Below are 25,877 nucleotides of genomic sequence, written 5' to 3'. Positions count from 1 at the left end.
GGCAAGCCCCACCGGCCGATGGTCCGGACACGGCCGAAACCACCACTTCCGGCCGGTGACGACCTGCAAGGTCGCCTTCCCCGCGCCCCTAACGGAACCGGCCCGACGCCCCCGAAGGGGCGCCGTACGCGTAGTACCGGTCAGTGGTGCGTCCGCAGCAGCGTCCGCATCGTCCGCATCGCCACCGACAGGTTCGCCAGGTCGAACGAGTCCGACCCCTGGATCTCCTCCAGCGTGGCCCGGGCCCGCCCGAGGATCGCCGCGTTCTTCTGCTCCCACGCCTTGAAGCGCTGCTCGGGCGTCGCAAGGCCGTCCCCGACCGCGAGCACATCCGCCGTGAGGGCGGCGTGCGCCGCGTTCAGGTCCTCGCGGATGGAGGCACGCGCCATGGACTGCCAGCGGTCGGTGCGCGGCAGCTCGGTGACGCGGTCCATCAACCGGGCGATGTTCAGCCGGTCCCCGAGGTCGTAGTAGATCTCGGCGACCTCCAGCGGGTCCTTGTGCATCCGGTCGGCGATGGCGACGATGTCCAGCGTCGGGAACGCCGACGAGAACCCGGCCACCCGCTCGGCCAGCTCCCCGGGGACGCCCGCCCCGGCCAGCTCGTCGTTGAGCGACTGGAACCACTCGGCGTCGCTGCCGCGCAGCAGCTTCGGCAGCTCGCCCCAGACGCGGCTGACACCCTCGCCGAAGAACTCGACCGTCTCGGTGAGCTGCAACGGCTGCGGCCTGTTGTTGAGCAGCCAGCGGGTGCCGCGCTCGACGAGGCGCCGCGAGTGCAGCCTGATCCGGGTCTGCACGCCGGCGGCGACCACGTTGTCGAGGTCCTCCACCGCGTCCCAGACGGTGGCCAGGTTGAAGATCTCCCGGGCCGTGAGCTGCGCCCGGATGATCTCCTCCATGCTCGCCCCGGTCTCCTCGCGCAGCCGGTGCAGGAACGAGGTGCCACCGGTGTTCACGGTGTCGTTGATCAGCAGCGTCGTGATGATCTCGCGGCGCAGCGCGTGGGCGTCGATCTGCTCCTCGTACCGTTCGCGCACGGCCTGCGGGAAGTACGCGTGCAGCAGGCGCTGGAGGTGCGGGTCGTCCGGCAGGCTGGTGCCGATGATCTCGTCGGCGGCCGTGATCTTCGTGTAGGCGAGGAGCACGGCCAGCTCGGGCTGGCTCAGGCCGCGGCCGGCGTTCAGCCGCTCCTTGATCTGGCGGTCGCTGGGCAGGAACTCCAGGGCGCGGTCCAGGTGGCCCTCGCGGGCCAGGCGGCGCATGAAGCGCTGCTGGGCGTGGAGGAGCGAGGGCGCCTGGGCGACGGAGTTGGCCAGCGCGATGTTCTGCGCGTAGTTGTTCCGCAGCACCAGGGAGCCGACCTCGTCGGTCATCTCGGCGAGCAGCTTGTTGCGCTGCTTCACGGTCAGGTCGCCGTTGGCCACCACCGCGTTGAGCAGGATCTTGATGTTCACCTCGTGGTCGGAGGTGTCCACGCCGGCGCTGTTGTCGATCGCGTCGGTGTTGACCCGGCCGCCGCGGTCGGCGAACTCGATCCGGCCGAGCTGGGTGAGGCCGAGGTTGCCGCCCTCGCCGACGACCCGGACGCGCAGATCGGCGCCGTCCACCCGGATCGCGTCGTTCGCCTTGTCGCCGACGTCCGCGTGGGACTCGCTGCCGGCCTTGACGTAGGTGCCGATGCCGCCGTTCCACAGGAGGTCGACCGGGGCCTTGAGGATGGTGCGCATCAGGTCGGCCGGGGTCATCTTGACGGCGTTGCCCTCGATGCCGAGCGCCTCGCGGATGTGGGCGTTGAGCTGGATGGACTTGGCGGTGCGCGGGAAGATCCCGCCGCCGGCCGACAGCAGCTCCTTGTCGTAGTCGGCCCAGGAGCTGCGGGGCAGCTCGAAGAGCCGGCGCCGCTCCGCGTACGAGGTGGCCGCGTCGGGGACCGGGTCGATGAAGATGTGCCGGTGGTCGAAGGCCGCGACGAGGCGGACGTGCTCGCTGAGCAGCATGCCGTTGCCGAAGACGTCACCGGACATGTCGCCGACGCCGACGACGGTGAACTCCTCCGTCTGCGTGTCGTGGCCCAGCTCACGGAAGTGCCGCTTCACGGACTCCCAGGCGCCCCGGGCGGTGATGCCCATGCCCTTGTGGTCGTACCCGGCGGAGCCGCCGGAGGCGAACGCGTCGCCCAGCCAGAAGTTGTACTCCTGCGCGACCTCGTTGGCGATGTCGGAGAACGTGGCGGTGCCCTTGTCGGCGGCGACGACCAGGTAGGTGTCGTCCTCGTCGTGCCGGACGACGTCGTCCGGCGGCACCACGTCGCCGGCCACGAGGTTGTCGGTGATGTCGAGCAGCGCGGAGATGAAGGTCCGGTAGCAGGCGATGCCCTCGGCGAGCCAGGCCTCGCGGTCCACCGACGGGTCCGGGAGCTGCTTGGCGACGAAGCCGCCCTTGGCGCCCACCGGCACGATCACGGTGTTCTTCACCATCTGCGCCTTGACCAGGCCGAGGATCTCCGTACGGAAGTCCTCCTTCCGGTCCGACCAGCGCAGGCCGCCGCGCGCGACCTTCCCGAACCTGAGGTGGACTCCCTCGACCCGGGGCGAGTACACCCAGATCTCGTACGCCGGCCGGGGCGCCGGCAGGTCGGGGATGGCCTGCGGGTCGAACTTCATGGAGACGTAGCCGTGCGGCCGGCCCGCGGCTCCGCCTTCCTCGCCGTCCTTCTCACCCCCGCCGTCCGCGCTCTGGAAGAAGTTGGTGCGCAGGGTGGCCTTGATGACGGTGAGGAAGGACCGCAGGATCCGGTCCTCGTCGAGGCTGGCCACCTGGTCGAGGGCGCCCTGCACCTCCTCCAGCAGGCCGTCGATCAGCTCGGTCCCGGCGCGCTGCCGCTCGGGCGCCATCCGCGCCTCGAAGAGGGAGACGAGCAGCCGGGTGGTGTGCACGTTGGTGCGGAGGGTGTCCTCCATGTAGTCCTGGCTGAACGTGGAGCCGGCCTGGCGCAGGTACTTGGCGTAGGCGCGCAGCACCATCGCCTCGCGCCAGTTCAGGCCCGCGCCGAGCACCAGGGCGTTGAAGCCGTCGTTCTCCGCCTGCCCGGTCCACACGGCCGCGAAGGCCTCCTGGAACCGCTCGCGCGCGTCGTCACCCAGGTAGTCGCCCGCGGTGCCGGTCGGCTTGGGCATCCTCAGGCCGAAGTCGTAGATCCACGCGGCCTCGCGGTCGGTGCACCGCAGCTCGTAGGGGCGCTCGTCGGTGACCTCCACGCCCAGCCGGCTGAGCACCGGCAGCACCGAGGAGAGCGAGACCTGGCCGCCGGTCCGGTAGATCTTGAAGCGGCGCTCGTCGGGAGCGGCGCCCACCGGCTCGTAGAGGGAGAGCGCGAAGTCCTGCACGCGCCCACGGCGCTTGCCGCCGGCGCCCTTCTGGCCGTTCAGCTTCTCCAGGTGGACGAGGTCGGCGACCGCCGCGCGGGGAGTGTGGTCGGCCTTGTAGCCCTCGGGGAACGCGCCCTGGTAGCGGCGGAGCAGCTCGGCGGCCCGCTCCTCGCCGCACTCGGCGTTCAGCGCCTCGCTGAACCCGTCGTCCCAGCTCCGCGCGGCCTCCACGAGACGGGCCTCGATGCGGTCCCGGTCGCCGTCGCTGAGCTGCGGCAGCTCGGTGCCGGACGCGACGCGGACGACGAAGTGCAGCCGGGAGAGGATCGACTCGGTGTTCCAGGCGGTGAAGTCGACGCTGTCGCCGCGCAGCTCGTCCTTGAGGATGTCCACGATGCGCAGCCGGACGCCGGTGGTGTACCGGTCGCGGGGCAGGTAGACCAGGGCCGAGTAGTAGCGGCCGTACTCGTCCTTGCGGAGGTAGAGCCGCAGGCGGCGCCGCTCCTGGAGGTAGAGCACGCTGGTGACGATGGCCTGGAGCTCGTCGGCCGGGGTCTGGAAGAGCTCGTCCCTGGGGTACGTCTCCAGGATCTGCAACAGGTCGCGGCCGTCGTGGCTGCTGGGCGAGAACCCGGCGCCGCGCAGCACGGCCTGCACCTTGCGCCGGACCACCGGCACCCGGCGCACGGACTCGGTGTACGCCGCGGAGGAGAACAGGCCGAGGAAGCGCCGCTCCCCGATGACGTTGCCGTCCGAGTCGAACTTCTTGACGCCCACGTAGTCCAGGTACGAGCGGCGGTGCACCGTGGCGCGGCTGTTGGCCTTGGTGAGGATGAGCAGCCTGTGCTCGCGGGCCTTGGCGCGGGCGTCGGCGGGCAGCCGGCTGAAGGACGGGCTGACCGGATGGTCCTCGTCCGTGTCGTGCTGCGGGTCGGAGCGGAGGATTCCGAGGCCCGTGCCGGGGACGGCGGCCAGCGCGTCGTCGCCGCGCAGGTCGTACTCGCGGTAGCCGAGGAACGTGAAGTGGTCCGAGGAGAGCCACCGGAGCAGCTCGCGGGCCTCCTCGATCTCCTCGTCGGGGAGGTCGGTCGGGGTGGGCTCGGTGGCGAGGCCGTCGGCGATCCGCAGCGCCGCGTCGCGCATCTTCTCCCAGTCCTCGACGGCCTCGCGGGCGTCGGAGAGCACGCGCAGCAGATCCTCGGTGATCTGCTTCAGGTCACCGCGGTCGGTCTCGCGATCGATCTCCACATGGATCCAGCTCTCCGTGAGAGCGTCGTGCGGCAGATCGGGCTTGCCCGACGGCTGGGGCTCCTCGGCGGGCAGGACGTCCAGGAGCTTGCCGGTGATGTCGCGGCGCACCACCACCTGGGGGTGGATCACCAGGTGGATACCGCGGCTCTGGCGGGACAGCTCGTTGGTGACGGAATCGACCAGGAAGGGCATGTCGTCCGTGACCACCTCGACCACCGAGTGGCTGCACGTCCAGCCGTTCTCCTCGACGGTCGGCGTGTGAACCCGGACATTTGCCGTACCTTGCGGACGGTTTTCAGCCAATCGGTAGTGGGAGAAGGCGGCACCGAAGACGTCGACCGGATCGCGGTCCGCCAGGTCCTCGGCGGCGGTGTGCAGGTAGTAGCGCTGGAGGAACGCGAGCACAGCGTCCTGGTCCGGAGCGCCCGGTCCACCCGTCGTCCCGGTCCCGGTCGGAAGGTGCCCCCCTGCCGGGCTGTTCTCAGCTACCCGAGCGGCTCGCGCGAGCAACTCGGCTTTTGCTTCGTCCAGCTTGGTCTGCATTGTCCTCTAGCTCCTGTCGCGCACCGTTGCGTGACGTAAAGTGATGAAAGGTAACGCCGCGCCGCGGGGTTTCCGCTCCCATTCGACGTTAGGCGGCGATGAGAGGTGAGCGGGGCTTTTCCTGCGTTTTCCACGGCCGGGCCCCATACGAGTCGACCAGCGAGGGCCCGGCGACGGTGTGTTCCCGTACTCTCCGGGCGCGGAGCAGGGGCGACGCCCCCGCGACATATCGCGCTGATCACAGGACCACGCTACCCCTCTCCGCGGCGAGGGTGTCATCGGCCAGGGCTACACAAAACGGTGGCCGGAACTTGGCACTATGCGCGAGTGCGGTCCCCCTGGCCACTGTGCAATGGATCCAGCAGCACGAGCCGCCCCACCACCCTCACAGGCGGAACGCCCCGGGTTACTCCGTCCAGGGGACCTTAGGTTGGCCGAAATCGATCGCTCAACCCCGAACACGGGGCGTCGGGCGCCGGATGGGCCGCGGGCCCGAAGGGGGCGCGGGCCCAAGTGGGCCGCAGGCCCATAAGGGGGCGCGGGGAACTGCGCGACCAGCCACGGCGAAACCGCCAGACCGCCACACACCCGAGGGGGCCACCCCCATGCCGGCTCGTCCCACCGCGTGCGGCGGGGGCCGCAGGCCCGAAAAGGGCCGCAGGCCCAAAAGGGGCGCGGGGAACTGCGCGACCAGCCACGACGAAACCGCCAGACCGCCACACACCCGAGGGGCACCCTCGACCGCTCCCGGCCACCGGACAGACGACTGCTGACGAGGCCGCCCGGGGGCTGGATGGCCGCAGGCCCAAGGGGGCGCAGGCCCAAGGGGGCGCAGGGGGCACCGACCCCGCCCCCTCCCCGAAAGAGTGATTCCCGCACACGAAAAAGCGGGCCGCCGGAGGCCTACCGCACGAGACCCCCCGCCACCTCCACCGCCTCCGCAAGCGTGTCGACCACAGGCGCACCCCCCGACTCCGCCTCCAGCGCGGCCCGACTGTGCGACCCCCCGGTGTAGAGCACCGCATGCGCCCCCACATGCTGCGCGGCGACCGCGTCGTCAAGGGCGTCCCCGATCACCACGGCACGACCCGGATCGACCCCGGCACCCGCCATCGCGGCAAGGTGCCGGACCATGTGCTCCGCCTTCGTCCCGCCCGAGGGCCCCGTGCGCCCGTCGACGCGTATGAAGTGCGCCTCGATGCCGAAGTCGCGCACCAGCGGCACCAGCTCCTCGTGCATGTACAGGCTCAGGATCGACTGGCTGTGCCCCGCCGACTGCCACTGGGCGAGCAGCGCCTGCGCCCCCTCCGCGAGGCCGCAGCGCACCCGGTGCAGCCGGTAGTGGCGGTGGAAGGCGGCGTCCATGACCAGCCACTCCGCGTCGCTGGGCAGCCGCCCTATCAACCGCTCGTAGAACTTCGGCACGGGCACGCAGTACAGCTCGCGGTAGGTCTCCAGCGTGATGGGCGCGAGCCCGATCTCGGCGAACGCGGCGTTCGTGGCCCCCATCACCGCGTCGATGTCGTGGAACAGCGTGCCGTTCCAGTCCCAGACGATGTGCGCAGCATCCGATCCCATGCCGGAAAAGCTACCCCGCACCACTGACAGTCCCCCGGGACCGCGCTGTCCCGGGGCACCCGACGCCCCGGGCGAGGCCCCACCGCCTTCTCCCGAGGCGAGCCCTCTAGTCCGACTCCACCGCGATCAGATTGGGGATCTCCTGGGTCGCGTACCACAGCAGATCGTGGTCCTCGGCCCCGTCGACGGTGAACTGCGCGTCGTCGTCCCCCAGATCGGCCGCCCCCAGCGCCTCGGCCGCCGCGGTGACGTCGTGCTCGGCCTCGTCGCCGTCCACGTGCACCGCCGCCGCCCGGTCCATCCCCACCGGCTTCGCGATCCGCACCTCGCCCAGCGCCCCGGGGTCGAGCCCGCGGTCGGGATCGGCCACGGCGTCCCCGTCCGGCACGTCCGCGGCCACCACCACACGGCGCCTGGGCGTGCCCGGATGCGTGGCCAGCAGGCGCAGGGAGGCGACGGCAGCACGGTTCAGGGCCGCGTACTCCAGCTCCTCGATGTCGTCGGAGAGGTACCACTCGCGCAGCGCGGGCGTCACCGCGTACGCGGTCAGCGGCCCGGGCCCCAGCTCGCCCGTCCTGTGCGCCGCTGCCAGGCCGGGGAGGGTCAGGGGGACGTAGACACGCATGCTGGCCGCTTTCGTCGTCATCGGTCATCGGTCGTCGCTGCCGAGCCCGCCCACCAGGAGCCCGCCGGCGCTGCAAGGGACCGGCAGGGGCCCGCAGGACCCCGCCTCGGGGCACCTGCAAGAGAACCGGCCGGGGCCTGTCGGAACGGGCCGTGGGACCTGCTGGAGCGGGCCACAGGATACGTGGGCGAGCCGCCGGCCGGTGAGCCGCATCCCGAAGCCCGTGCCGCCCGCGGATGGCGCACCATCCCACCACGCCCCCCGCGGCCCTCACCGCCGTTACCCCCGGATAGGTGAATCTTTCCGGGCCCGACACTCGCCCCCGCTCCGGTTGCGGCACCCGCCCGGCTCCTCGTACAAGATCCCCAAGACAAGCTACTGCCCGGTAGACCCGGGTGGCGGAGCGGGGGAGCGCCCATGGACCCGATGATCAAGGTGATGACACGACTGCCGGCCCACCGCCGCGCCGGAGCCGGCGCCCGTCCCGCCGCCGCGCTCACCGGCCCGGGCCGCCGCGGCAGCACCCGCCCGCCCGGCCGCCACGACACGCGCCGCCCGGGTGGTACGCCCGTCCGCACGACCACCCGGACCGGCCCCCAGACCACTCCAGGATCGCCCGCGCCCGGGGGACCGCCCCCTGCCCCAGCGGGCACCCGCCGGACCACGGACGCGCCCGGTGCCGGGCGCCCCACGGACGTCTTCGCCGACAAGCTGCTCGCCGTCCTGAGCGGCCAGCGCCCCGTGCACTGGATGCTGCGGCACACCGCGGGCCAGGCCTACGACGACCTGGCCTGGCTGGCCGAACGCTCGCCCCTGCGCGCCCGGGGGAGCCGCCCGGTCGTCCTCGACATCGGCTTCTTCGTGCCCCGGGAGGGCGCCGTGGAGGCCTTCGCGCGCATCGGCGCGGGCGAGCGTCTGAGCGCCCTGGCGTTCCGCCTGGAACTCGGCCGCGACCAGCGCTGGCGCTGCACCGCCGTCGAACTGGGCGGCCCCGCCCTACGCCGCCCACCGGAGTCAGTCGGCTAAGGGGGCCACCCAAACGTGTGAATTCCGGCACCAATACGCGGCCCCCCGGCCTCCGGCCGGAACGACCCGACAACCACCGAAGACGACGCAACGGCAGCGCGATGGCTGCCCGCCCAGTTCCCCGCGCCCAAAAGACCCGGCCTCCGGCCGGACCCGAGTCAGCCACCACCGCCACTAATCCAACGGCATCGTCGTGGTTGCTTGCGCAGTTCCCCGCGCCCCTCAAAAACCCGGCCTCCGGCCGGACCGCGCCCCGAAAGGGGCGCGGGGAACCGCGCGAGCAACCCCCACCCACCGCAGCTCAGACAGAACCGAACCACCCGCCCCCAGGGGCGCGGGGAACTGCGCAAAACCATCCACCGGCGGACAGCCGGGCCAACACCGGCGGGAGGCTCCAACCGACCCCGACCAGGGGCGCGGGGAACTGCGCAAAAAAACCACCGACGGTCAGCCGGCCCAGAGACAGAAGCCCACCCCCACCGGCAAAGCCGAAAAGCCAAAGACAAGGGCAAAGGGCCAGAGCCCAAAGAAAAAGGCCGGGCACCCCCAAAACGAGGTACCCGGCCACCCGGCCCGTCAGGGCCTACTTGCGGCGCCGCCGCCCACCCTTCTGCTGCTTACGCCGCTCCGCCCGGGTCAACCCATCCGCCGCGGACCGCACAGGCCCACCGTCCCCGTTCTGGAAGTCGCCCTCGACGACCCCGCCCTCGCCGTCCACCGTCGGCGCGGAGAAGTGCAGGCGGTCGGGCCGCTGGGGAGCGTCGAGGCCCTTGGCGCGGATCTCCGGGCGAGCGCCCGCACCGGCCGGGACCGTGTCCTGGACGGCCTTGCTGAGGTCCACCGGCTCGGCATCCTCCACCGGAACTTCCTCGAACTGCTGCTCGACCTGGACCTCCAGGTTGAACAGGTAGCCGACGGACTCCTCCTTGATGCCGTCCATCATGGCGGTGAACATGTCGAAGCCCTCACGCTGGTACTCCACCAGCGGGTCCTTCTGGGCCATCGCGCGCAGGCCGATGCCCTCCTGGAGGTAGTCCATCTCGTAGAGGTGCTCACGCCACTTGCGGTCCAGCACCGAGAGGACCACGCGCCGCTCCAGCTCGCGCACGATGTCGACGCCGAGCTGGTCCTCGCGCGCCGTGTACTGCTCGTGGATGTCGTCCTTGATCGCCTCGGAGATGAACTCGGCGGTGAGCCCGGCACGGTCGCCCGCCTCGTCCTCCAGCTCCTCGATGGTGATCTTCACGGGGTAGAGCTGCTTGAAGGCGCTCCAGAGCCTGTCGAGGTCCCACTCCTCCGCGAAGCCCTCGGAGGTCTCCGCCTGGATGTAGGCGTCGATGGTGTCGTCCATGAAGTGCTGGATCTGGTCCTTGAGGTCCTCGCCCTCCAGGACGCGCCGGCGCTCGCCGTAGATGACCTCGCGCTGGCGGTTGAGGACCTCGTCGTACTTGAGGACGTTCTTCCGGGTCTCGAAGTTCTGCTGCTCGACCTGGGACTGCGCGGAGGCGATGGCCCGGGTGACCATCTTGTTCTCGATGGGGACGTCGTCGGGGACGTTCGCCATGGACATCACGCGCTCGACCATCTGGGCCTTGAACAGCCGCATCAGGTCGTCACCGAGGGAGAGGTAGAAGCGGGACTCGCCGGGGTCGCCCTGGCGGCCGGAACGACCGCGGAGCTGGTTGTCGATACGGCGCGACTCGTGGCGCTCGGTGCCGAGCACGTAGAGGCCGCCGAGCTCCGTGACCTCCTCGAACTCCGCCTTGACCGCATGCTCGGCGCGCTCCAGGGCGGCGGGCAGCGCGGCGGCCCACTCCTCGACGTGCTCGACCGGGTCGAGGCCCTGCTGGCGCAGCTCCGCCTCGGCGAGGTCGTCGGGGTTGCCGCCGAGCTTGATGTCCGTACCGCGGCCGGCCATGTTGGTGGCGACGGTGACGGCGCCCTTGCGGCCCGCCTGGGCGACGATCGCGGCCTCACGCTCGTGCTGCTTGGCGTTGAGCACCTCGTGCTGGACGCCGCGCTTGGAGAGCTGCTGGGAGAGGTACTCCGACTTCTCCACCGAGGTCGTGCCGACCAGGATCGGCTGGCCCTTCTCGTGCTTCTCGGCGATGTCGTCGACGACGGCGTCGAACTTGGCGACCTCGGTCCGGTAGATCAGGTCCGCGCGGTCCAGCCGGACCATGGGCCGGTTCGTCGGGATCGGGACGACACCCAGCTTGTAGATCTGGTGGAACTCGGCGGCCTCGGTCATGGCCGTACCGGTCATGCCGGAGAGCTTGTCGTAGAGCCGGAAGAAGTTCTGGAGGGTGATCGTGGCGAGAGTCTGGTTCTCGTCCTTGATCTCCACGTTCTCCTTGGCCTCGATGGCCTGGTGCATGCCCTCGTTGTACCGGCGGCCCGCGAGGATTCGGCCCGTGTGCTCGTCGACGATCATGACCTCGCCGTCGATGACGACGTAGTCCTTGTCGCGCTTGAAGAGCTCCTTGGCCTTGATGGCGTTGTTCAGGTAGCCGACCAGCGGGGTGTTCACCGACTCGTAGAGGTTGTCGATGCCCAGCCAGTCCTCGACCTTGGTCACGCCCGGGTCGTGGATGCCCACGGTGCGCTTCTTCTCGTCGACCTCGTAGTCGCCGGTCTCCTCGACGCCCCTCATCGGGTTGCCCGCCTCGCCGCGCTTGAGGCGCGTCACGAGCTTGGCGAAGTCGCCGTACCACTTGGTGGCCTGGTCGGCGGGGCCGGAGATGATCAGCGGGGTACGGGCCTCGTCCACCAGGATGGAGTCGACCTCGTCGACGATCGCGTAATTGTGCCCGCGCTGGACCAGCTCCTCCTTGGACCACGCCATGTTGTCGCGGAGGTAGTCGAAGCCGAACTCGTTGTTCGTGCCGTAGGTGATGTCGCAGCCGTACTGCTCGCGGCGCTGCTCCGGGTTCATGTTGGCGAGGATGCAGCCGACGGTCAGGCCCAGGAACTTGTGGACGCGGCCCATCATCTCGGAGTCGCGCTCGGCCAGGTAGTCATTGACCGTGATCAGGTGGACACCGTCGCCGGTCAGCGCGTTGAGGTACGCGGGCATGGTGCTGACGAGTGTCTTGCCCTCACCGGTCTTCATCTCGGCGACGTAGCCCCAGTGCAGCGCGGCACCGCCCATGACCTGGACGTCGTAGTGCCGCTGGCCGAGCACGCGGCGTGCGGCCTCGCGCACCGTGGCGAACGCCTCCGGCATCAGGTCGTCGAGGCTTTCGCCATCGGCGTAGCGCTGCTTGAATTCGTCCGTAAGGGCGCGCAGCTCGGCGTCGGAGAGGCTTTCGAAGTCCTCTTCGATGGAGTTGACCTGGTCCGCGATGCGGTGCAGCTTGCGCAGGATCTTGCCTTCGCCTGCACGCATGATCTTCTGGAGGACGGACACGGGGCTGGGTCTCCTTGCCGGTCGGGCTGACGCGGTCGGGTCGAGCAACGGCCATGGTATGCGAGGACCCCGCCGCGCCGGGAGGTCTGCCGTAACTGGAGGCACAAACACAACGCCGCGCGGGGCCGGAAAGTGCCCGTGCGACGACAGCGATAAATCATGGCACCCGCAACTGTGTCATGCGCAGAATCGCCCCATGGAACCCGCGACGCTGACCACCGCCCGGCTTCTGCTGCGCACTCCGGGTATCGACGACATCAAGGAAGTCCACGCCGCGTGCCAGGACCCGGCCGTCCAGCGCTGGACCACGATTCCCTCTCCGTATCTGACCGAGCACGCGGAGAGCTTCCTCGGCCAGCAGGTCCCGGACGGCTGGCGCAACGGCACGGCCTTCACGTTCGCCGCCTTCCTGCGCGACGACGGCGCGCCGGGCGGCCACACCGCCCTGGTGGCGATGGTGGGCCTGTCCATGCACAGGATGTGCATCGGGGAGATCGGCTTCTGGGCCGCGCCGGGACACCGGGGCCGCGGCTACGTGACCGAGGCGGCACTCGCGGTGATCCGCTGGGCGTTCACCTCCGCGGGTGTCGAGCGCCTGGAGTGGCGTGCGGAGGTCGGCAACGCCGCCTCGCGCGCGGTGGCCGAGAAGGCGGGCTTCACCATGGAGGGCGTGCTGCGCTCCGCCATCGTCCACCAGGGCACCCGGCGCGACAGCTGGGTGGCCGCCCTGCTCCCGTCGGACCTGGGCCTGCCGACCGCCAACGCCTACATCCCGGCACCGGCCGGCCCCCGGGACTGAGGGACGCGACCGCCCCGCCCGCCGGACCGGAACGGGCACGGGACCCGATTGTCAGTGGGCCCGCCTATCGTTTCGGGCATGACGAGTGACCCGCCGCCCGCCCACGACCTCTCCGCCGAGGAGGCCCGCCGGATAGCGCTGCGCGCGCAGGGTTTGCTGGGCGCGCCGGACCGCAGGGCGGGGGTGCGCGGCGTGCTGCGGCACCTCGGCGCGGTCCAGCTCGACACGATCTCCGTGCTCGCCCGCAGCCATGAGCTGGTGCCGTACGCCCGCCTCGGCGCGGTCGGCCGGCGCGCGGTGGAGGAGGCACTCTGGACGCCCGACCCGGCCCGCGCCCCGCACGCCTTCGAGTACTGGTCGCACGCGGCCTGCGTGCTGCCCATCGAGGAGTGGCCGCACTTCGCCTTCCGCCGCCGGGCATACCTCGCCCGGCCGCACTGGAACCACGACCTGCCCGACGGCGCCTACGACCGGGTGATCAAGCAGTTGCGCGACGAAGGGCCCCTGACGGCCACCGAGTTGGGCGGCGCGAAGAACGGCGGCCCGTGGTGGGACTGGTCGGCCGCCAAGGTCGCCGTCGAGCGGGCGCTGATGTACGGCGAGGTGGTGTGCACCCGGCGGCGCAGCTGGAAGCGGGTGTACGACCTCGCGGAGCGCGCGATCCCCGATGAGCTGCGCCATGACGACCTGGGCGACGAGGAGTGCGTGCGCCGCCTGGTCGCCCAGGCGGGCCGGGCGCTCGGCGTGGGCACCCGCTCGGACATAGCCGACTACCACCGCCTCAAGGCCGAGCAGTTCGACGCGGTGGTCGCGGACTCCGGCCTCGTCCCCGTGCGCGTCGAGGGCTGGGCGAAGCCGGCGGGCGGGCCGGGCGGGGGCCGGCGCGGCGGGCGCGGCGCGCGCGGCACTGTCGATGGATGGGCCGATCCGGCGGCCCTGGAGACCCTCCCGCGCGGCCGGCACCGCACCACCCTGCTCTCCCCCTTCGACTCGCTCGTCTGGGAGCGCCCGCGCACGGAGCGGATCTTCGGCTTCAGCCACCGCCTGGAGGCGTACGTGCCGCGGCAGAAGCGGGTGTACGGCTACTTCGCCATGCCGGTGCTGGCGGGCGGGCGGCTGGTCGGCAGGGTGGACCCGGCGCGTTCGGGCAGCACCCTGGTCGCCAAGCAGGTGAGCATGGCGGCGACCGACCGCAAGGCGCTGCGCGGGGTGGCGGAGGCGCTGGTGGAGGCCGCGGCATGGGTGGGCTGCTCCGACGTCCGCCTGGAGCGCGTGGAGTCCCCGGAGTTGCGCGAGCCGCTGGGCGAGGAGCTGGCCCGGGCGCTGGGGTGAAGGGCGGTACGCCACGGGGGCCGGGCGTCTGGGAGAGGGCGCCGGGGAATGGCGCCGGACAGCCGATGGAGGGGCGCCGGAACGGGGACTGCGCGCCGCCTGGGCGCGGGGAGGACGGTCCGGGCGGGGTCGCGGCGTCCATGCCGTGACTTGGCCGGAAGTGACCGTTCCAGGGTGCCTCGGAGGCGTGGAGAGGGGCGGGAGCGGCCCTCTGGGGTGCCGGGGATGCCGGGAGATTCCGGCGAATGCCGGGGGCCGCGGGAGTCCCGATCACGGCTCGCGGATCTCGCCGACGCACACGGATCTCGCGTATGCGTACGGATCTCGCCGACGCGTACGGAGGGCGGCGGACGGCCGCCGGGGCCGGCTGCGGGAAAGCCGGTGGACCGCGGAAGTTCCGGTGCCGGTACCGGCTACCGGATCTCCAGGATCTTCTCCCGCATCGCGTAGACCACGGCCTCCATGCGGGAGTGGAGCTGGAGCTTCTCCAGGATGTTGCGCACGTGGTTCTTCACGGTGTTCTCGCTGATGTACAGCTCCTTGGCGATGTCGCGGTTGTTCATCCCCGTGGCGACCAGCTTCAGGACCTCCAGCTCGCGGTCGGTGAGCCGGGGAGCGGGCACCAGGCGCCGCTCGTCGGTGCGCTGGATCATGGACTTGAACTCCGTGAGCAGCTTGGACGCCATGGAGGGGCTGATCTGCGACTGGCCGTCGGCCACGGCCCGGATCGCGGTGGCCACCTCGTCCGTGGAGATCTCCTTCAGCAGGTAACCGGTGGCGCCGGCCTTGATGGCGTCGTAGAGGTCGGCCTCCTCGTCGCTGATCGTCAGCATGATGATCTTCGCGCTGGGGGCCACCTCCTTGATGGAGGTGCACGCCTCGATACCGCCGCGCTTCGGCATCCGCACGTCCATGAGGATGATGTCGGGCAGCAGGTCGGCGGCCTTGTCCACGGCCTCCGCGCCGTCGCCCGCCTCCCCCACCACCTGGATGTCCTCCTCGGCGGCGAGCACGATCTCCAGGCCGCGGCGGAAGAGGGCGTGGTCGTCCACCACAAGGACCCTGATGGGTTCCTTGCGCGACCCTGCCGCCTCCGGGCCCATGCCTTCGGCGCCCTCGTCGCTCTCGTCGGCCTCGGCGTTCGCGTCGTCGAATTGGGCGCCGTGCAGTGGTCCGAAGCTCTCCGCCATCGTTCCTCCCCCTGAAGGCCGTGGCCCGTCTGCTCGCTGCCGGGTGGGTCCAGGGCCGACCGGGTCGACAGCACCCCGGCGGGCAGGCGCCCATGATTTCATGCCCGGACGACAGTCCGGCGACGGCAAGCGACTGGATGTGGTCGCACGAGGGTGCCCCCAGGGCGCACACGAGCGCTCTGGGGGCATCCGAGGGACACGGGCATCACGCCCGGCGCATCAACCGGCCAGTGCGCCACCGGCCCCCGGCGAAGGCTCGGCGATCATCGGATCGGTGGTGATGTGGATGACGCCGTAGTCGTAGGCGTGGCGCCGGTAGACGACGCTGGGCTCCTTCGTGTCGGAGTCGACGAACAGGTAGAAGTCGTGTCCGACGAGTTCCATCTCGTACAGCGCCTGATCGAGCGTCATGGGGGCCGCCACGTGGTTCTTCTCGCGGACCACGAGCGGGCCGTCGCCCGTGACCTCCAGAGAGCCGATCTTCTTCGTCGGCACGCCGCCGCCGGTCTGCTCCTGCTCCGTCATGATGGAGCCGTCGCCGGCCAGTTGGGCCGCCTCGGGGACGTGGTCGGCGACCTCGGCCGCGGAGATCCGGCCGCGCCGGCTGCGCCGCTTGTCGTGCTCCCTGCGCAGCCTGGCCTCCAACTTGTCCGTGGCCAGGTCCAGCGCCGCGTACGGGTCGCTGGCGGCGGCCTCCGCGCGGATCACGGGTCCGCGTGAACGGAGTGTGATCTCCACGCGGTCGCAGCGGTGGGACTGCCTGGGGTTGGGCTCCTTGGACACCTCGACGTCGAGGCTGATCACCTTGCCATCGAGCTTCTGGATCTTCTCCAGCTTCAGCTTCTCGGCCACGTGCTTGCGGAACCGCTCCGGCACCTCGGTCTTGCGGCCTTTGACGACGATGTCCACGCAGAACTCCGTTTCCGGATCGCTCCGCCCAGGCGGCGGAGCACCTCCCTTGTGCACCAGGTTCCCGGTTCGTTCCGGGACCTCGGACTAGGTGACGTCCACCTCCTCCTCCCCCACGGGCGGGAACTCGACCCCACCCGTTCCGGGAGATTGCAGAAGCCCGAAGCGGGGCATTCGACTTTTTCTGGTACGGACTCCGCCATTCCTCACCATCGAAAGTATCTCGCCCGTGCCCGTGTCGTCACCCCTGTGCGCCGGCTACCTCCCCTCGGGTCCTCCGACCCTCTCTCCACCTGCGGTGATGCGTCCTTCAAACATTCCCGCTCGTACGGCGCGCCCTCCTGCGAGCGGCGCGGCCCGCGCCGCTCCGCCGGCGTCGAGGGCTCCGAGCGAGTCGGGTGCGGCGGCCACCACCGCCGCACTGGTCCCCCTTTCCACTCCCGCCTCGCTTAATGCACGCGCCGCCTCCGCGAGCGTGAACCCCGTCGTCACGAGGTCGTCCACGAGCACGACGCGGCCGGCGGGACCGCTGCGACCAGCCGTCTCAGCAGCGCGCAGCAGCTCATGCGCGCCGGGGGTGACCTCCAGTGCGCCGGCGAGGTTGGCGCCGCGCCGACGGGCGTCCAGGCCCGACTGGTCGGCGACCGGACGCCGCTGCCGGAGCACGGCGAGCACTCGGGCGGGCCTTCCGGCACGGCGCAGCTCGGCCGCGGCGGCCAGCGCGATCCGGCGCACGGGATCGTGCCCCCGCGCCCGCACCACCCGGCGGGCGGACGGCACCGGCACGAGCACCACCGGGACGGCACCGGCCGCACCGCCACGGGCCCCGCACGCCGCCCGTACCGCGCCGGCGAGAGCGCTGCCCAACGGCCGGGCGAGGACCAGGGCACCGCGCTCCTTGTGGGCCAGCAGGAGCGCGCGGACCGCGTCACCGTACGGGGCGGCCGCATGCACCTCGGGGAGGCCCGGCGGCTCGGGCAGGGGGCGGACGCGGCGCGGCGGCCGGCCGTGCAGCGCGGCGGAGCAGACCGCGCAGAGCACCGTCCGCGACCGGCCGCAGCCGGCGCACTCGGACGGCACCACGAGGTCCATGAGGTCCTGCCACCACGCCCTCATGAGCCCACTGTGCCAACCTCGGTGGCCGTGGACCACCTCTGGGCAGAACTCCCTGTGGACAACTCTGCGCGGTCTGCAACCTCACGCTTCCCGAGCGCCCCAGCGCAGCTCCGGGGCGCGCTTCCGCACGCTCGCGCCGTCGCGTCCTCCGGTGCCCCGGCTGGTCGGGCCGTCCGGCCCGGCAAAGGCCCAGGTGGTGCCCAGCAAAGGCCCAGGTGGCGAGGCCGTTCGGCCTTCAAATGGCCAGGTGTATTCGGCCGGCCGGTCCCGCAAAGGCCCACGTGGTCTGGCCATTCAGCCTTCAAAGACCTGGACGGTCCGGCCGTCCAGCCCCCAAGGGCCCACACCGGTCCGGCCGCCCGACCCCCAAGGGCCCATGCCGCATCCGGCCCTTCGGCCCTCCGCTCCCCTGCTAGCCCGGGTAGACGGGCGACGTCCCGGTCTTGAGAACGGTCTGCCAGGGCGCTCCGGGCGGCATCCGCACGATCCCGTCGTCCGAGTGCGCCAGAAGCGGAAGCCGGTCGTCTTCGGCCGCTGCGATCTCCTTCACGCCGGTCAGGCCGGGCAGGACGCCGCTGGCGGGCGCCGAGCCGTCGCATTGCACGTACCGCACCTGCTGGACCCCGCCGTGCTCGCGGCCCACCACCACGAGGCGGCTGTCACCCGCCCAGGACATGGCGGTGACCTCCTCCATCTGCGGCGCGCCGGGGCGCAGGTCGGCGACGGTCACCTGCGGATGCTCCTCGCCGCCGAGCCGTTGGACCCGCCCGACCTTCAACTGCTCCTTGCCGTCCTGCTCGACGAGCAGTGCGATCCGGACACCGTCGGCGGCGAGCCGCACCGCGTCGATGCGCGCGGGGTCGAGACCCTCGGTGGTGACGGTGACCACGTTGCCCGTCCCGTGCTCCAGCATGAGGAGCCGCGGCTTGTCCGGGTCGCGGTCGGCCACCCACAGGTCGCCGTGCCCGTCCCAACTGGGCGCCGTCAGGCGGTCGCTCTCGGACTTGGCGTCGCTGTGCAGCACCGCGGCGCCGTAGGAGGCACCGGAGAGCATGTCGCCCACGTACAGGTCACGCCCGTTCAGCGTCACGCCGGCGGCGTGCAGTTCGTCCCGGGAGACGGCGATGGTGCCCATCGGCTTGTCGCCCTTGCCGAACGGCCCCGGCACCCGCTGCGCGGGCTCGTGGCTGCCCGTGCCGGTGCCCGGCAGCCTGACCAACCGGTGTTCGCTGTCCAGGAAGTACTGGTAGCCGACGCGGTCGGCGGCGTGCATGGGGGCCGCCTGGTTCTCGTCCATCTCGCACAGCGGTGAGCCGTCGGACCGCTGGAGCTCCACGTCGGTGATGCCCGTGGACGTCAGATCCTGGAGCGTGAAGACGACCTGAGCGGCCATCCGCTGGCACTGCGCCCGCCCGACCCGCTCCGCCTTGGCGTTCAGCGGCACCTTCAGCCGGTTCTGGTCGTCAGGTGACAGCGCTTTGACGCCCGCCTTCAGCTGCGTTCCGGAGGGGAAACTCGTCTGGACCATCGGATTCAGCCATCGTGTCGGCCCGTCCAGCAGGGCCCGCACGGTCTGCGTCACCGGGTCGACCCGCTGGCGCACGTAGACCGGGTCGGCGACGAGCCTGCCGGGGGTGTCGATGCCGATGTCGCCGGTCCCCGGCCCCGAAGCCTCGTAGTAGTACTTGTTGACCGGCCGGTAGATGCGCTGGAAGTCGGAGGCACCGAGCACGATCCCGCTGGGCGGCCGGTCGATGCGCCACTCGCGGTGCCCGCCCTCGTTCACGGGCCGCAGGCGGACGACCTCGCTGTAGGAGGCGTCCGCGGGCTGGTAGGCATGCTGCTCGTCTATGGAGGCGACCTTGTGGCCCCGCAGCGCGAAGAGCCGGCCGTCGTCGCCGTCGTACCCGCCGCGGTCGCTGATCTGCTCGGGGTTCGGGCCCTCGGCGAGCACGGTGGTGGACAGCTCCGGCCGCCAGGCCTTCGCGGCGGGCCCGGTCAGATACCTGCGGGCCATCTCGAACTTGGGGTCGTCGCTGGTCAGCGCCTCCAGGAAGCCCTGCACGACCTGGTCGGGGCCGGCGCCCTCGCGCGGCGGCATGGCGAAGACCCGCACCTGCGAGTCGGGCCGCTGCGAGGCCTCCACGCCCCGCAGGTCACCGCTGTCCGGCATGGAGGCACAGCCCGCGAGCAGCACCACTACGGCGCCCAGCAGCAGTCCGCCACGCCAGATCCGTCCTCGCCCGCCCCGGACCCGCCCCTCAGCCACGCGCGGCCCTTCCTTCCGTGAGGCTCGTTCCGGCGGCGTCCGCGGCCGGCACGTCGCCCGTGCCCGGTGCCGGTGGCACGGCCGCGTCATGCCTACCGGGTGACGCCGCCTCTTCGCGTGCGTGGTGCGGACTGCTCGTGTCCGCGATGGCGCGCCGGCCGCCCGCCGCCTGGGCCGCGGGGGGCCCTGCGGCGGTGAGCCGTCCCGTCGGGGGGCCGTCCGCGCCCTGCCCGGGAACCGGAGCGTTCGCCTTCTGCGCTCGCTCCGCTTCCGCGGCGGGCGCGCCCTCGGGCGAGTGTTTCCCGTTCTCGAGGTTCGGGCTCGTCCCGGTGCGGGGGCCGGTGCCTGCGCGGGGCACGACGCGGGCTCCGCCGTTGCCCGGCAGGGCCGCAGGGCCGGCGGCTGTCGGGGCGCCGGCGCCGGGGGCGGACGGCTGTCCGGGCAGGGTGGGCGGTCCCGGTACGTGGGGCGGTCCGGCCGGTGCGCTCCTGAGGGCCGGGCCGGGTGTCCGGCCGGGGGGCAGTGCGGCACGCGCGTGTGGCAGCCGGGCGTCGCGCAGTGCGCGGTTGCGCCGGGAGTCCTCGGGTTCCAGCGGGATCGGTGAGCCCCTGAGCGGCTCGTCCGCGGTGCGGGGCAGCGTCAGCCGGAACTGCGAGCCGCCGCCCGGCTCGCCCCAGGCCTGTAGCCAGCCGCCGTGCAGCCGCACGTCCTCCAGCGCGATGGACAGCCCCAGACCGGTGCCTCCGGTCGTACGCGCGCGTGCCGGGTCGGCCCGCCAGAAGCGGCTGAAGACACGCGCCGCCTCGCCCGGCTTGAGGCCGACGCCGTAGTCCCGTACCGCGACGGCGACCGCACCGCCCGCCGCGGCGAGACGCACCACGACGTCCCTGCCCTCGCCGTGCTCCACGGCGTTGACCACCAGATTGCGCAGCACCCGCTCCACCCGGCGCGCGTCGGCCTCGGCGACGACGGGAAGGTGGTCGCCGACGATCCGGATCCGGGTGCCCTTGCGGTCGGCCAGCGGCTCGGCGCCGGCGACCACGCGCCGTACGGCCTCCCGCAGGTCGATGGCCTCGGCTTCGAGAGCGGCGGCCCCGGCGTCGAAGCGGCTGATCTCCAGCAGGTCCGCGAGCAGCGACTCGAACCGGTCGAGCTGGGCGGCGAGCAGTTCCGCGGAGCGCGCCGTGGCCGGATCGAAGTCCTCCCGGGCCTCGTGGATGACGTCCGCCGCCATGCGCACCGTCGTCAGCGGGGTGCGCAGCTCGTGGGAGACGTCCGAGACGAAGCGGCGCTGCATCCGGGAGAGGTCCTCCAGCTGCTGGATCTTGAGCTGGAGGTTCTGGGCCATCTTGTTGAATGCCTCACCGAGGCGGGCGATGTCGTCCTCGCCGGTGACCTTCATGCGCTCCTGGAGGCGGCCGGCGGAGAGCCGCTCGGCGATGCCCGCGGCCATCCGCACGGGCGTCACCACCTGCCGTACGACGAGCCAGGCGATGGCCCCGAGCAGCACCACCACGAAGAGCCCGGCCGTCGCGAGCGTGCCCTTGACGAGGCTGAGCGACTTCTCCTCCTGCGAGAGCGGGAAGAAGTAGTAGAGCTCGTAGGAGTTGCCGTTCAGGCCGTTGAGCTGCTTGCCGATCACCAGACCGGGCTGGGGGTCCTGGCCGTCGCTGTAGACGATCCGGGTGTAGCTCTGCGAGGCGCCCGCGGTCCGGGTGATCCTGCTGCGCAGGTCGGGGGGGACGCTCTCGATCGGGTCCACGCCGCCGGAGGCGCGGGGCGCGCGAACGCTGCTGGAGTCGCCGTCGCCGCGGGGCGTCAGCGTCGCCACGTCGAACGCGCTCTGGCCGCCGCTGGAGAGCTGGCCCACGAGGTCGTTCATCCAGGCCGAGGCGTTCTGCTCGGGGCGGCCGTCCGACGTCGTGGGCGCCCCCTGGCCGGTGTCGGTGCTGGCGGCGTCCGCCTTGTCCTTGGCGGCGCGGAAACCGCCGTCCGCCTGGCTCTGCGACGCCTTCACCTTGGCGTCCAGCAGGCCGTTGCGGACCTGGCCGATGACGACGAAACCGAGCAGCAGGACGACGCCCAGCGACATCAGCAGGGTGGTCGCGACCACCCTGAGCTGGATGTTGCGCCGCCACAGCCGCGCCGCGGGCAGCAGGGGACGGCGCACCCAGCGGGCGAAGAGCCGCAGCACGGGGCTGCCCTGCACGCCGCCCTGGAGCAGCAGACCGCCCTCCACCAGCCTGGCGAGCCGTACCAGCCGCCTGACGTGCGGGCTCGCGGCCCCGGGGCCGACCGGCCGTCCCGGGCGTCCTCCCGGCGTGCCGGAGGCGGGAGCGGCGCCGTCGTCCCGGAGCATGTCAGTTCGGTCCGGCCTTGTAACCGACGCCGCGGACCGTCACCACGATCTCGGGCCGCTCGGGGTCCTTCTCGACCTTCGAGCGGAGCCGCTGGACGTGCACGTTGACCAGCCGGGTGTCGGCGGCATGCCGGTATCCCCAGACCTGCTCCAGCAGCACCTCACGGGTGAACACCTGCCACGGCTTGCGGGCCAGCGCCACCAGGAGGTCGAACTCCAGCGGGGTGAGCGCGATCGCCTGACCCTCCCGCTTCACGGAGTGCCCGGCGACGTCGATCAGCAGGTCACCGATGGTGAGCTGCTCCGGCGCGGGCTCCTCGGAGCGGCGCAGCCGGGCCCTGATGCGGGCCACCAGCTCTTTCGGCTTGAACGGCTTCACGATGTAGTCGTCCGCGCCCGACTCCAGGCCCACGACCACGTCGACGGTGTCGCTCTTCGCTGTGAGCATGACGATAGGCACGCCCGACTCGGCCCGGATCAGGCGGCAGACCTCGATGCCGTCCCTGCCGGGCAGCATCAGATCGAGCAGTACCAGATCAGGCTTGGTCTCACGGAAAGCGGCGAGCGCCTTGTCGCCATCGGCGACGAACGACGGCTCAAACCCTTCACCACGCAGCACAATCCCGAGCATCTCGGCCAGTGCGGTGTCGTCGTCGACGACAAGGACTCGTCCCTTCATAACGACATCATCCCATTTTCATTTTCGAACCGTGCACATGCGTGACTCAGCTCACTGACCTGCGGCGACGGCTGCCCTTGTCACTGGATGTCCCGGATGACCGCCTGCGCCCGGCAGCGCGGGCTTCCACGCGCGTCGAACGTGATCGCCGACGCCCGAAGGACCTCCCCCGCTCACCCGCCGTCCGTGCCGTACCTTGCGTGTTCCTGCCGTTTCCTGCCGCTTCCGCGAGTTCTGCTCGGTTCCTGCCGGTCACGCTCCGCTTGCTGCGGGTTCCGGTCGGTTCCCACCGGATCCGGCCTGGTTCCCACCGGATCCGGCCTGGTTCCCACCGGATCCGGCCTGGTTCCCGAGGGTCCCGCTTCGGTTACCGCCGGGCCCTTCCGGCGTCCGGATTCCGCCGGTCCCTTCCAGCGTCCCCCTTGCCGGGGTCGGGACGGATCTTGCTCCCGTGCGGTGTGAAACGACCGTCAGCCGGGCCCACGCGGACGGGCCCGGCAGCGCTGCGAGCATAGTGGCGGCCCGGCGGCGGTCGCGGGTCGTTCAGCAGACCGGACGCTGCCCTGTGACCACGTGGGCAAGCCCCGGAGTACTGCGGTCAGCGCACCGCCGCGCCGGCCGCCTTGGCGCAGAGTTCCGCCAGTGCCGGTGCGGTCACGGGCGACGCGACGCCCTCCTCGGTGACGATGGCCGTCACGAGCTCCGGCGGTGTCACGTCGAACGCCGGGTTGTACGCGGGGGAGCCCGACGGCGCCAGCGGGATCACCGCGCCCGCGCCCTCCCTGGCCGCCCTGGATACTGTGATCTCCGTCACTTCGGTCGGCGAGCGCTGCTCCACGACGATGGCGTCGCCGTCCGGCGTGTCCAGGTCGACGGTCGACACGGGCGCGACCACGACGAACGGCACGTGGTGGTATTTGGCCAGCACGGCCAGGGGATAGCTGCCGACCTTGTTCGCCACGGACCCGTCCGCCGCGATGCGGTCGGCCCCGATCAGTACCGCGTCCACCTCGCCCGCCGCGAACAGCGCGCCCGCCGCGTTGTCCGTGAGCACCCTGTACGGCATGCCGTGCCGGGCGGCTTCGTAGGCGGTGAGCCGGGCGCCCTGGAGCAGCGGCCGGGTCTCGTCCACCCAGAACGTGCCCAGCCGCCCGCTGCGGTGGGCGGCCAGCGCGACCGCGAAGGCGGTGCCCTCGCCGCCCGAGACCAGCGCCCCGGTGTTGCAGTGCGTGAGGACCCGGTGGCTGCCGCCGGGCACCAGCTCGTCCAGCAGCGTCAGGCCGTGCAGGGCCATCCGTGCGCTGCTCTGCGCATCGTGCTCGTGCAGGGCGCGCGCCTCGGCGAGGCATGCCTCGGCCGCCTGTGCCGCGTCACCGCCGGCGGCGACCGCCGCGCGGTACGCCTCCTGGGCGCGCCGGGCACCGCGGGCGAGGTTCACCGCGGTGGGCCGGGCGTCGGCGAGCGCGTCGGCGGCCTTGTCTACGTCGTCTCCGCGGACGGCCGCGAGCGCCACCCCGTAGGCCCCCGCGATGCCGAGCAGCGGGGCGCCGCGCACGGCGAGCGCCTGGATCGCACGTACCAGCGCGGGGACGTCCGTGCAGGCCAGCTCCGCCTCCTCGGACGGCAGCCGCGTCTGGTCCAGCAGGACCACCGCAGGTCTCTCGGAGGCCTCCGCCCACCGGATGACCGGGAGCGGCGGCCTGCCATCCGGGGCGTCGTCCGGCTCGGTGTCCTCGGTGGGTCGCGCGTACTGATCAGCCATCCGCTCAGTCTGCCCTGTATCCGACGGACAATTGCAGGCGGTCCGGCCTTATGCTGCCCGGTCTGCCGATACCGCCCGGCCCCCTGGCGGGCGCACCGTGACACGATGTCCCCCAACCTGCCGCCGCATCCGCGGACGGGCACCGTGAAGGAGCGACGATGAACGACACTCCGGGCTGGGCCTCGCCCGGATCTAGCCCCTCCGAGCGACCTGCCCCCTCCGACGGCGCTCCGGGCCAGGACCCGCGCCAGGAGCCCACCGACGAGCAGCAGAAGGCACCGGCCGGCGGACAGCCACCGCAGCCGCCCGTGCAAGGAACTCCGCAACCGCCCGCGCAGGGCGCTGCGCCTCCCCTGCCGGGGTGGTCCAAGCAACAGCCGCCGCCCGGCCCGTGGTCGACGCCGGGAGGGCAGCCCCCGCCCCCTCCGCCGCCGCCCGGCTCCGGGCCCGGCTGGGGCGCCCCCGGCTCCGGAGGCGGCGCACCGGGCGGACCCGGTGGCGCACCCGGTTGGGGCGGCCAGGGGCCGGGCACTCCGGGCGGACCCGGCTGGGGCGGGCCCGGTGGGCCGGGCTGGGGCGGCTGGCAGGGCCGGCCGGCAGCGGCCAAGCCCGGCATCATCCCGCTGCGCCCGCTGGGCGTGGGCGAGATCCTCGACGGTGCCGTGTCGATGATGCGCACCTACTGGCGGACCGTCCTCGGCATCTCGCTGAGCGTGGCCGTGCTCGTGCAGGTCGCCCTCGTCGTCGTACAGGGCACGGTGCTGAACGACACCGCCGAATCCACCGCCCTCAACGACCGGACGGCCTCGCTCAGCGAGCTCGCCCATGCCATGCGGGGGGTCCTGGTCAGTTCGGGCGTGGTGCTGCTCGTCAGCCTCCTCGGCACGATCATCGCGACGGCCCTGCTGACGACCGTGACCAGCCGGGCCGTGCTGGGCAGGCCGGTGACCATCGCGGAGGCCTGGCGTGACGCCCGGCCCCAGGTGCCCAGGCTGTTCGGTCTCACGTTCCTGCTGCCGCTCATCGTCATGGCGATCGTCGCCGTCGGGATGCTGCCCGGGGTGCTGATCGCGGTGGCGACCGACGCCGACGCGGGCCTGCCGGTCGCCGTGCTCGGCGGGCTGGTCGCGGGGGTCGTGGCGCTGTGGCTGGCGATCCGCTTCGCGCTCGCGTCTCCGGCGCTGATGCTGGAGCGGCAGGGCGTGTTCAAGTCCCTGAGCCGCTCCGCCAAGCTGGTCAAGGGCTCCTGGTGGCGCGTCCTCGGCATCCAGCTGCTTGCCGCGATCATCTCCAATATCGTGTCGTCGATCATCCTGATCCCGTTCACCCTCGTCGCCGAGGCGGTCGGCGGCGGCGGGGACTCCGGGGGACTCCTGGGCGGCACCGCCGGCGCCCACGGCTGGACGTACCTGATCATCAGCGGCGTCGGCTCGATCGTCGGCTCCATGCTCACCTTCCCGATCACCGCGGGCGTCGCCGTCCTGCTCTACATCGATCAGCGCATCCGCCGCGAAGCGCTCGACCTGGAGCTCGGCCGCGCCGCCGGCCTCCAGGGCCCCGGATCCGACGCGCCCGGCCCGGTCCCCGGAGGCTGAGTCCGTGGACACCGCGGGGAGACCACGCGCGGCCGCCGCGCTGCCGTGCCCGGACGACGCGACG

At 72.0% G+C, this 25,877-nt stretch carries 15 protein-coding genes; 4 read left to right on the top strand and 11 right to left on the bottom strand.

Translation table 11 applies throughout. The features are described 5' to 3' along the window. Positions 1-140 precede the first annotated feature (140 nt). From Sm713_RS09765 to Sm713_RS09755, 3 genes are all read right to left on the bottom strand, one after another. On the bottom strand, positions 141-5,165 hold the full coding sequence (locus Sm713_RS09765; RefSeq protein WP_212909244.1) for an NAD-glutamate dehydrogenase: 5,025 nt from the start codon (positions 5,163-5,165) through the stop codon (positions 141-143). Between the two features lie 903 nt (positions 5,166-6,068). Further along, positions 6,069-6,743: an HAD family hydrolase gene (locus Sm713_RS09760; RefSeq protein ID WP_212909243.1), complete on the bottom strand. Its 675-nt coding sequence runs from the start codon at positions 6,741-6,743 to the stop codon at positions 6,069-6,071. A gap of 106 nt (positions 6,744-6,849) precedes the next feature. Further along, positions 6,850-7,368 (bottom strand): hypothetical protein, encoded by a 519-nt coding sequence (locus Sm713_RS09755; RefSeq protein WP_212911903.1) that lies wholly within the window; start codon positions 7,366-7,368, stop codon positions 6,850-6,852. A gap of 426 nt (positions 7,369-7,794) precedes the next feature. On the opposite strand from Sm713_RS09755, the gene Sm713_RS09750 reads away from it, so the two are divergent. Beyond that, entirely contained in the window at positions 7,795-8,394 is a 600-nt protein-coding gene (locus Sm713_RS09750; protein ID WP_212911902.1) for an Rv3235 family protein, read from the top strand. Positions 8,395-8,977: 583 nt separating this feature from the next. On the opposite strand, the gene secA is transcribed toward Sm713_RS09750, so the two are convergent. Further along, complete coding sequence (gene secA / locus Sm713_RS09745; RefSeq protein WP_212909242.1) at positions 8,978-11,803, bottom strand: preprotein translocase subunit SecA; 2,826 nt, start codon at positions 11,801-11,803, stop codon at positions 8,978-8,980. Positions 11,804-11,999: 196 nt separating this feature from the next. Between secA and Sm713_RS09740 the strand changes: the two genes are divergently transcribed. Both Sm713_RS09740 and Sm713_RS09735 read left to right on the top strand, forming a co-directional pair. Then, positions 12,000-12,602, top strand: coding sequence for a GNAT family N-acetyltransferase (locus tag Sm713_RS09740; RefSeq protein ID WP_212909241.1), 603 nt, complete (start codon positions 12,000-12,002; stop codon positions 12,600-12,602). Positions 12,603-12,680: 78 nt separating this feature from the next. Then, the gene (locus tag Sm713_RS09735) at positions 12,681-13,934 is read left to right on the top strand and encodes a winged helix-turn-helix domain-containing protein (RefSeq protein WP_212909240.1); all 1,254 of its coding nucleotides are present in this window, start codon (positions 12,681-12,683) and stop codon (positions 13,932-13,934) included. A 413-nt stretch (positions 13,935-14,347) separates the two neighbouring features. Here the strand turns inward: Sm713_RS09735 and Sm713_RS09730 are convergent, their stop codons facing one another. From Sm713_RS09730 to mtnA, 7 genes are all read right to left on the bottom strand, one after another. Continuing rightward, the gene (locus Sm713_RS09730) at positions 14,348-15,124 is read right to left on the bottom strand and encodes a response regulator transcription factor (protein ID WP_212909239.1); all 777 of its coding nucleotides are present in this window, start codon (positions 15,122-15,124) and stop codon (positions 14,348-14,350) included. A gap of 219 nt (positions 15,125-15,343) precedes the next feature. Then, positions 15,344-16,033, bottom strand: coding sequence for a ribosome hibernation-promoting factor, HPF/YfiA family (gene hpf, locus Sm713_RS09725; protein ID WP_374195974.1), 690 nt, complete (start codon positions 16,031-16,033; stop codon positions 15,344-15,346). A gap of 258 nt (positions 16,034-16,291) precedes the next feature. Beyond that, the gene (locus Sm713_RS09720; protein ID WP_212909237.1) at positions 16,292-17,149 is read right to left on the bottom strand and encodes a ComF family protein; all 858 of its coding nucleotides are present in this window, start codon (positions 17,147-17,149) and stop codon (positions 16,292-16,294) included. Between the two features lie 412 nt (positions 17,150-17,561). Continuing rightward, the gene (locus Sm713_RS09715; RefSeq protein ID WP_212911901.1) at positions 17,562-19,322 is read right to left on the bottom strand and encodes an LpqB family beta-propeller domain-containing protein; all 1,761 of its coding nucleotides are present in this window, start codon (positions 19,320-19,322) and stop codon (positions 17,562-17,564) included. Positions 19,323-19,410: 88 nt separating this feature from the next. Beyond that, a complete protein-coding gene (gene mtrB / locus Sm713_RS09710; protein ID WP_212909236.1) occupies positions 19,411-21,777 on the bottom strand; it encodes an MtrAB system histidine kinase MtrB in 2,367 nt (788 codons plus the stop codon). Between the two features lies 1 nt (position 21,778). Further along, positions 21,779-22,456 (bottom strand): two-component system response regulator MtrA, encoded by a 678-nt coding sequence (gene mtrA, locus Sm713_RS09705; RefSeq protein WP_212909235.1) that lies wholly within the window; start codon positions 22,454-22,456, stop codon positions 21,779-21,781. 598 nt (positions 22,457-23,054) lie between these two features. Further along, positions 23,055-24,218: an S-methyl-5-thioribose-1-phosphate isomerase gene (gene mtnA / locus Sm713_RS09700; protein WP_212909234.1), complete on the bottom strand. Its 1,164-nt coding sequence runs from the start codon at positions 24,216-24,218 to the stop codon at positions 23,055-23,057. A 158-nt stretch (positions 24,219-24,376) separates the two neighbouring features. Between mtnA and Sm713_RS09695 the strand changes: the two genes are divergently transcribed. Beyond that, positions 24,377-25,813 (top strand): glycerophosphoryl diester phosphodiesterase membrane domain-containing protein, encoded by a 1,437-nt coding sequence (locus Sm713_RS09695; protein ID WP_212909233.1) that lies wholly within the window; start codon positions 24,377-24,379, stop codon positions 25,811-25,813. The last annotated feature ends 64 nt before the right edge of the window (positions 25,814-25,877 follow it).

The sequence above is a fragment of the Streptomyces sp. TS71-3 genome (assembly GCF_018327685.1).
Taxonomy (GTDB): domain Bacteria; phylum Actinomycetota; class Actinomycetes; order Streptomycetales; family Streptomycetaceae; genus Streptomyces.
The sequence above is the reverse complement of the archived record's forward strand: the minus strand, read 5'-3'. Positions and strand labels throughout refer to the sequence as shown.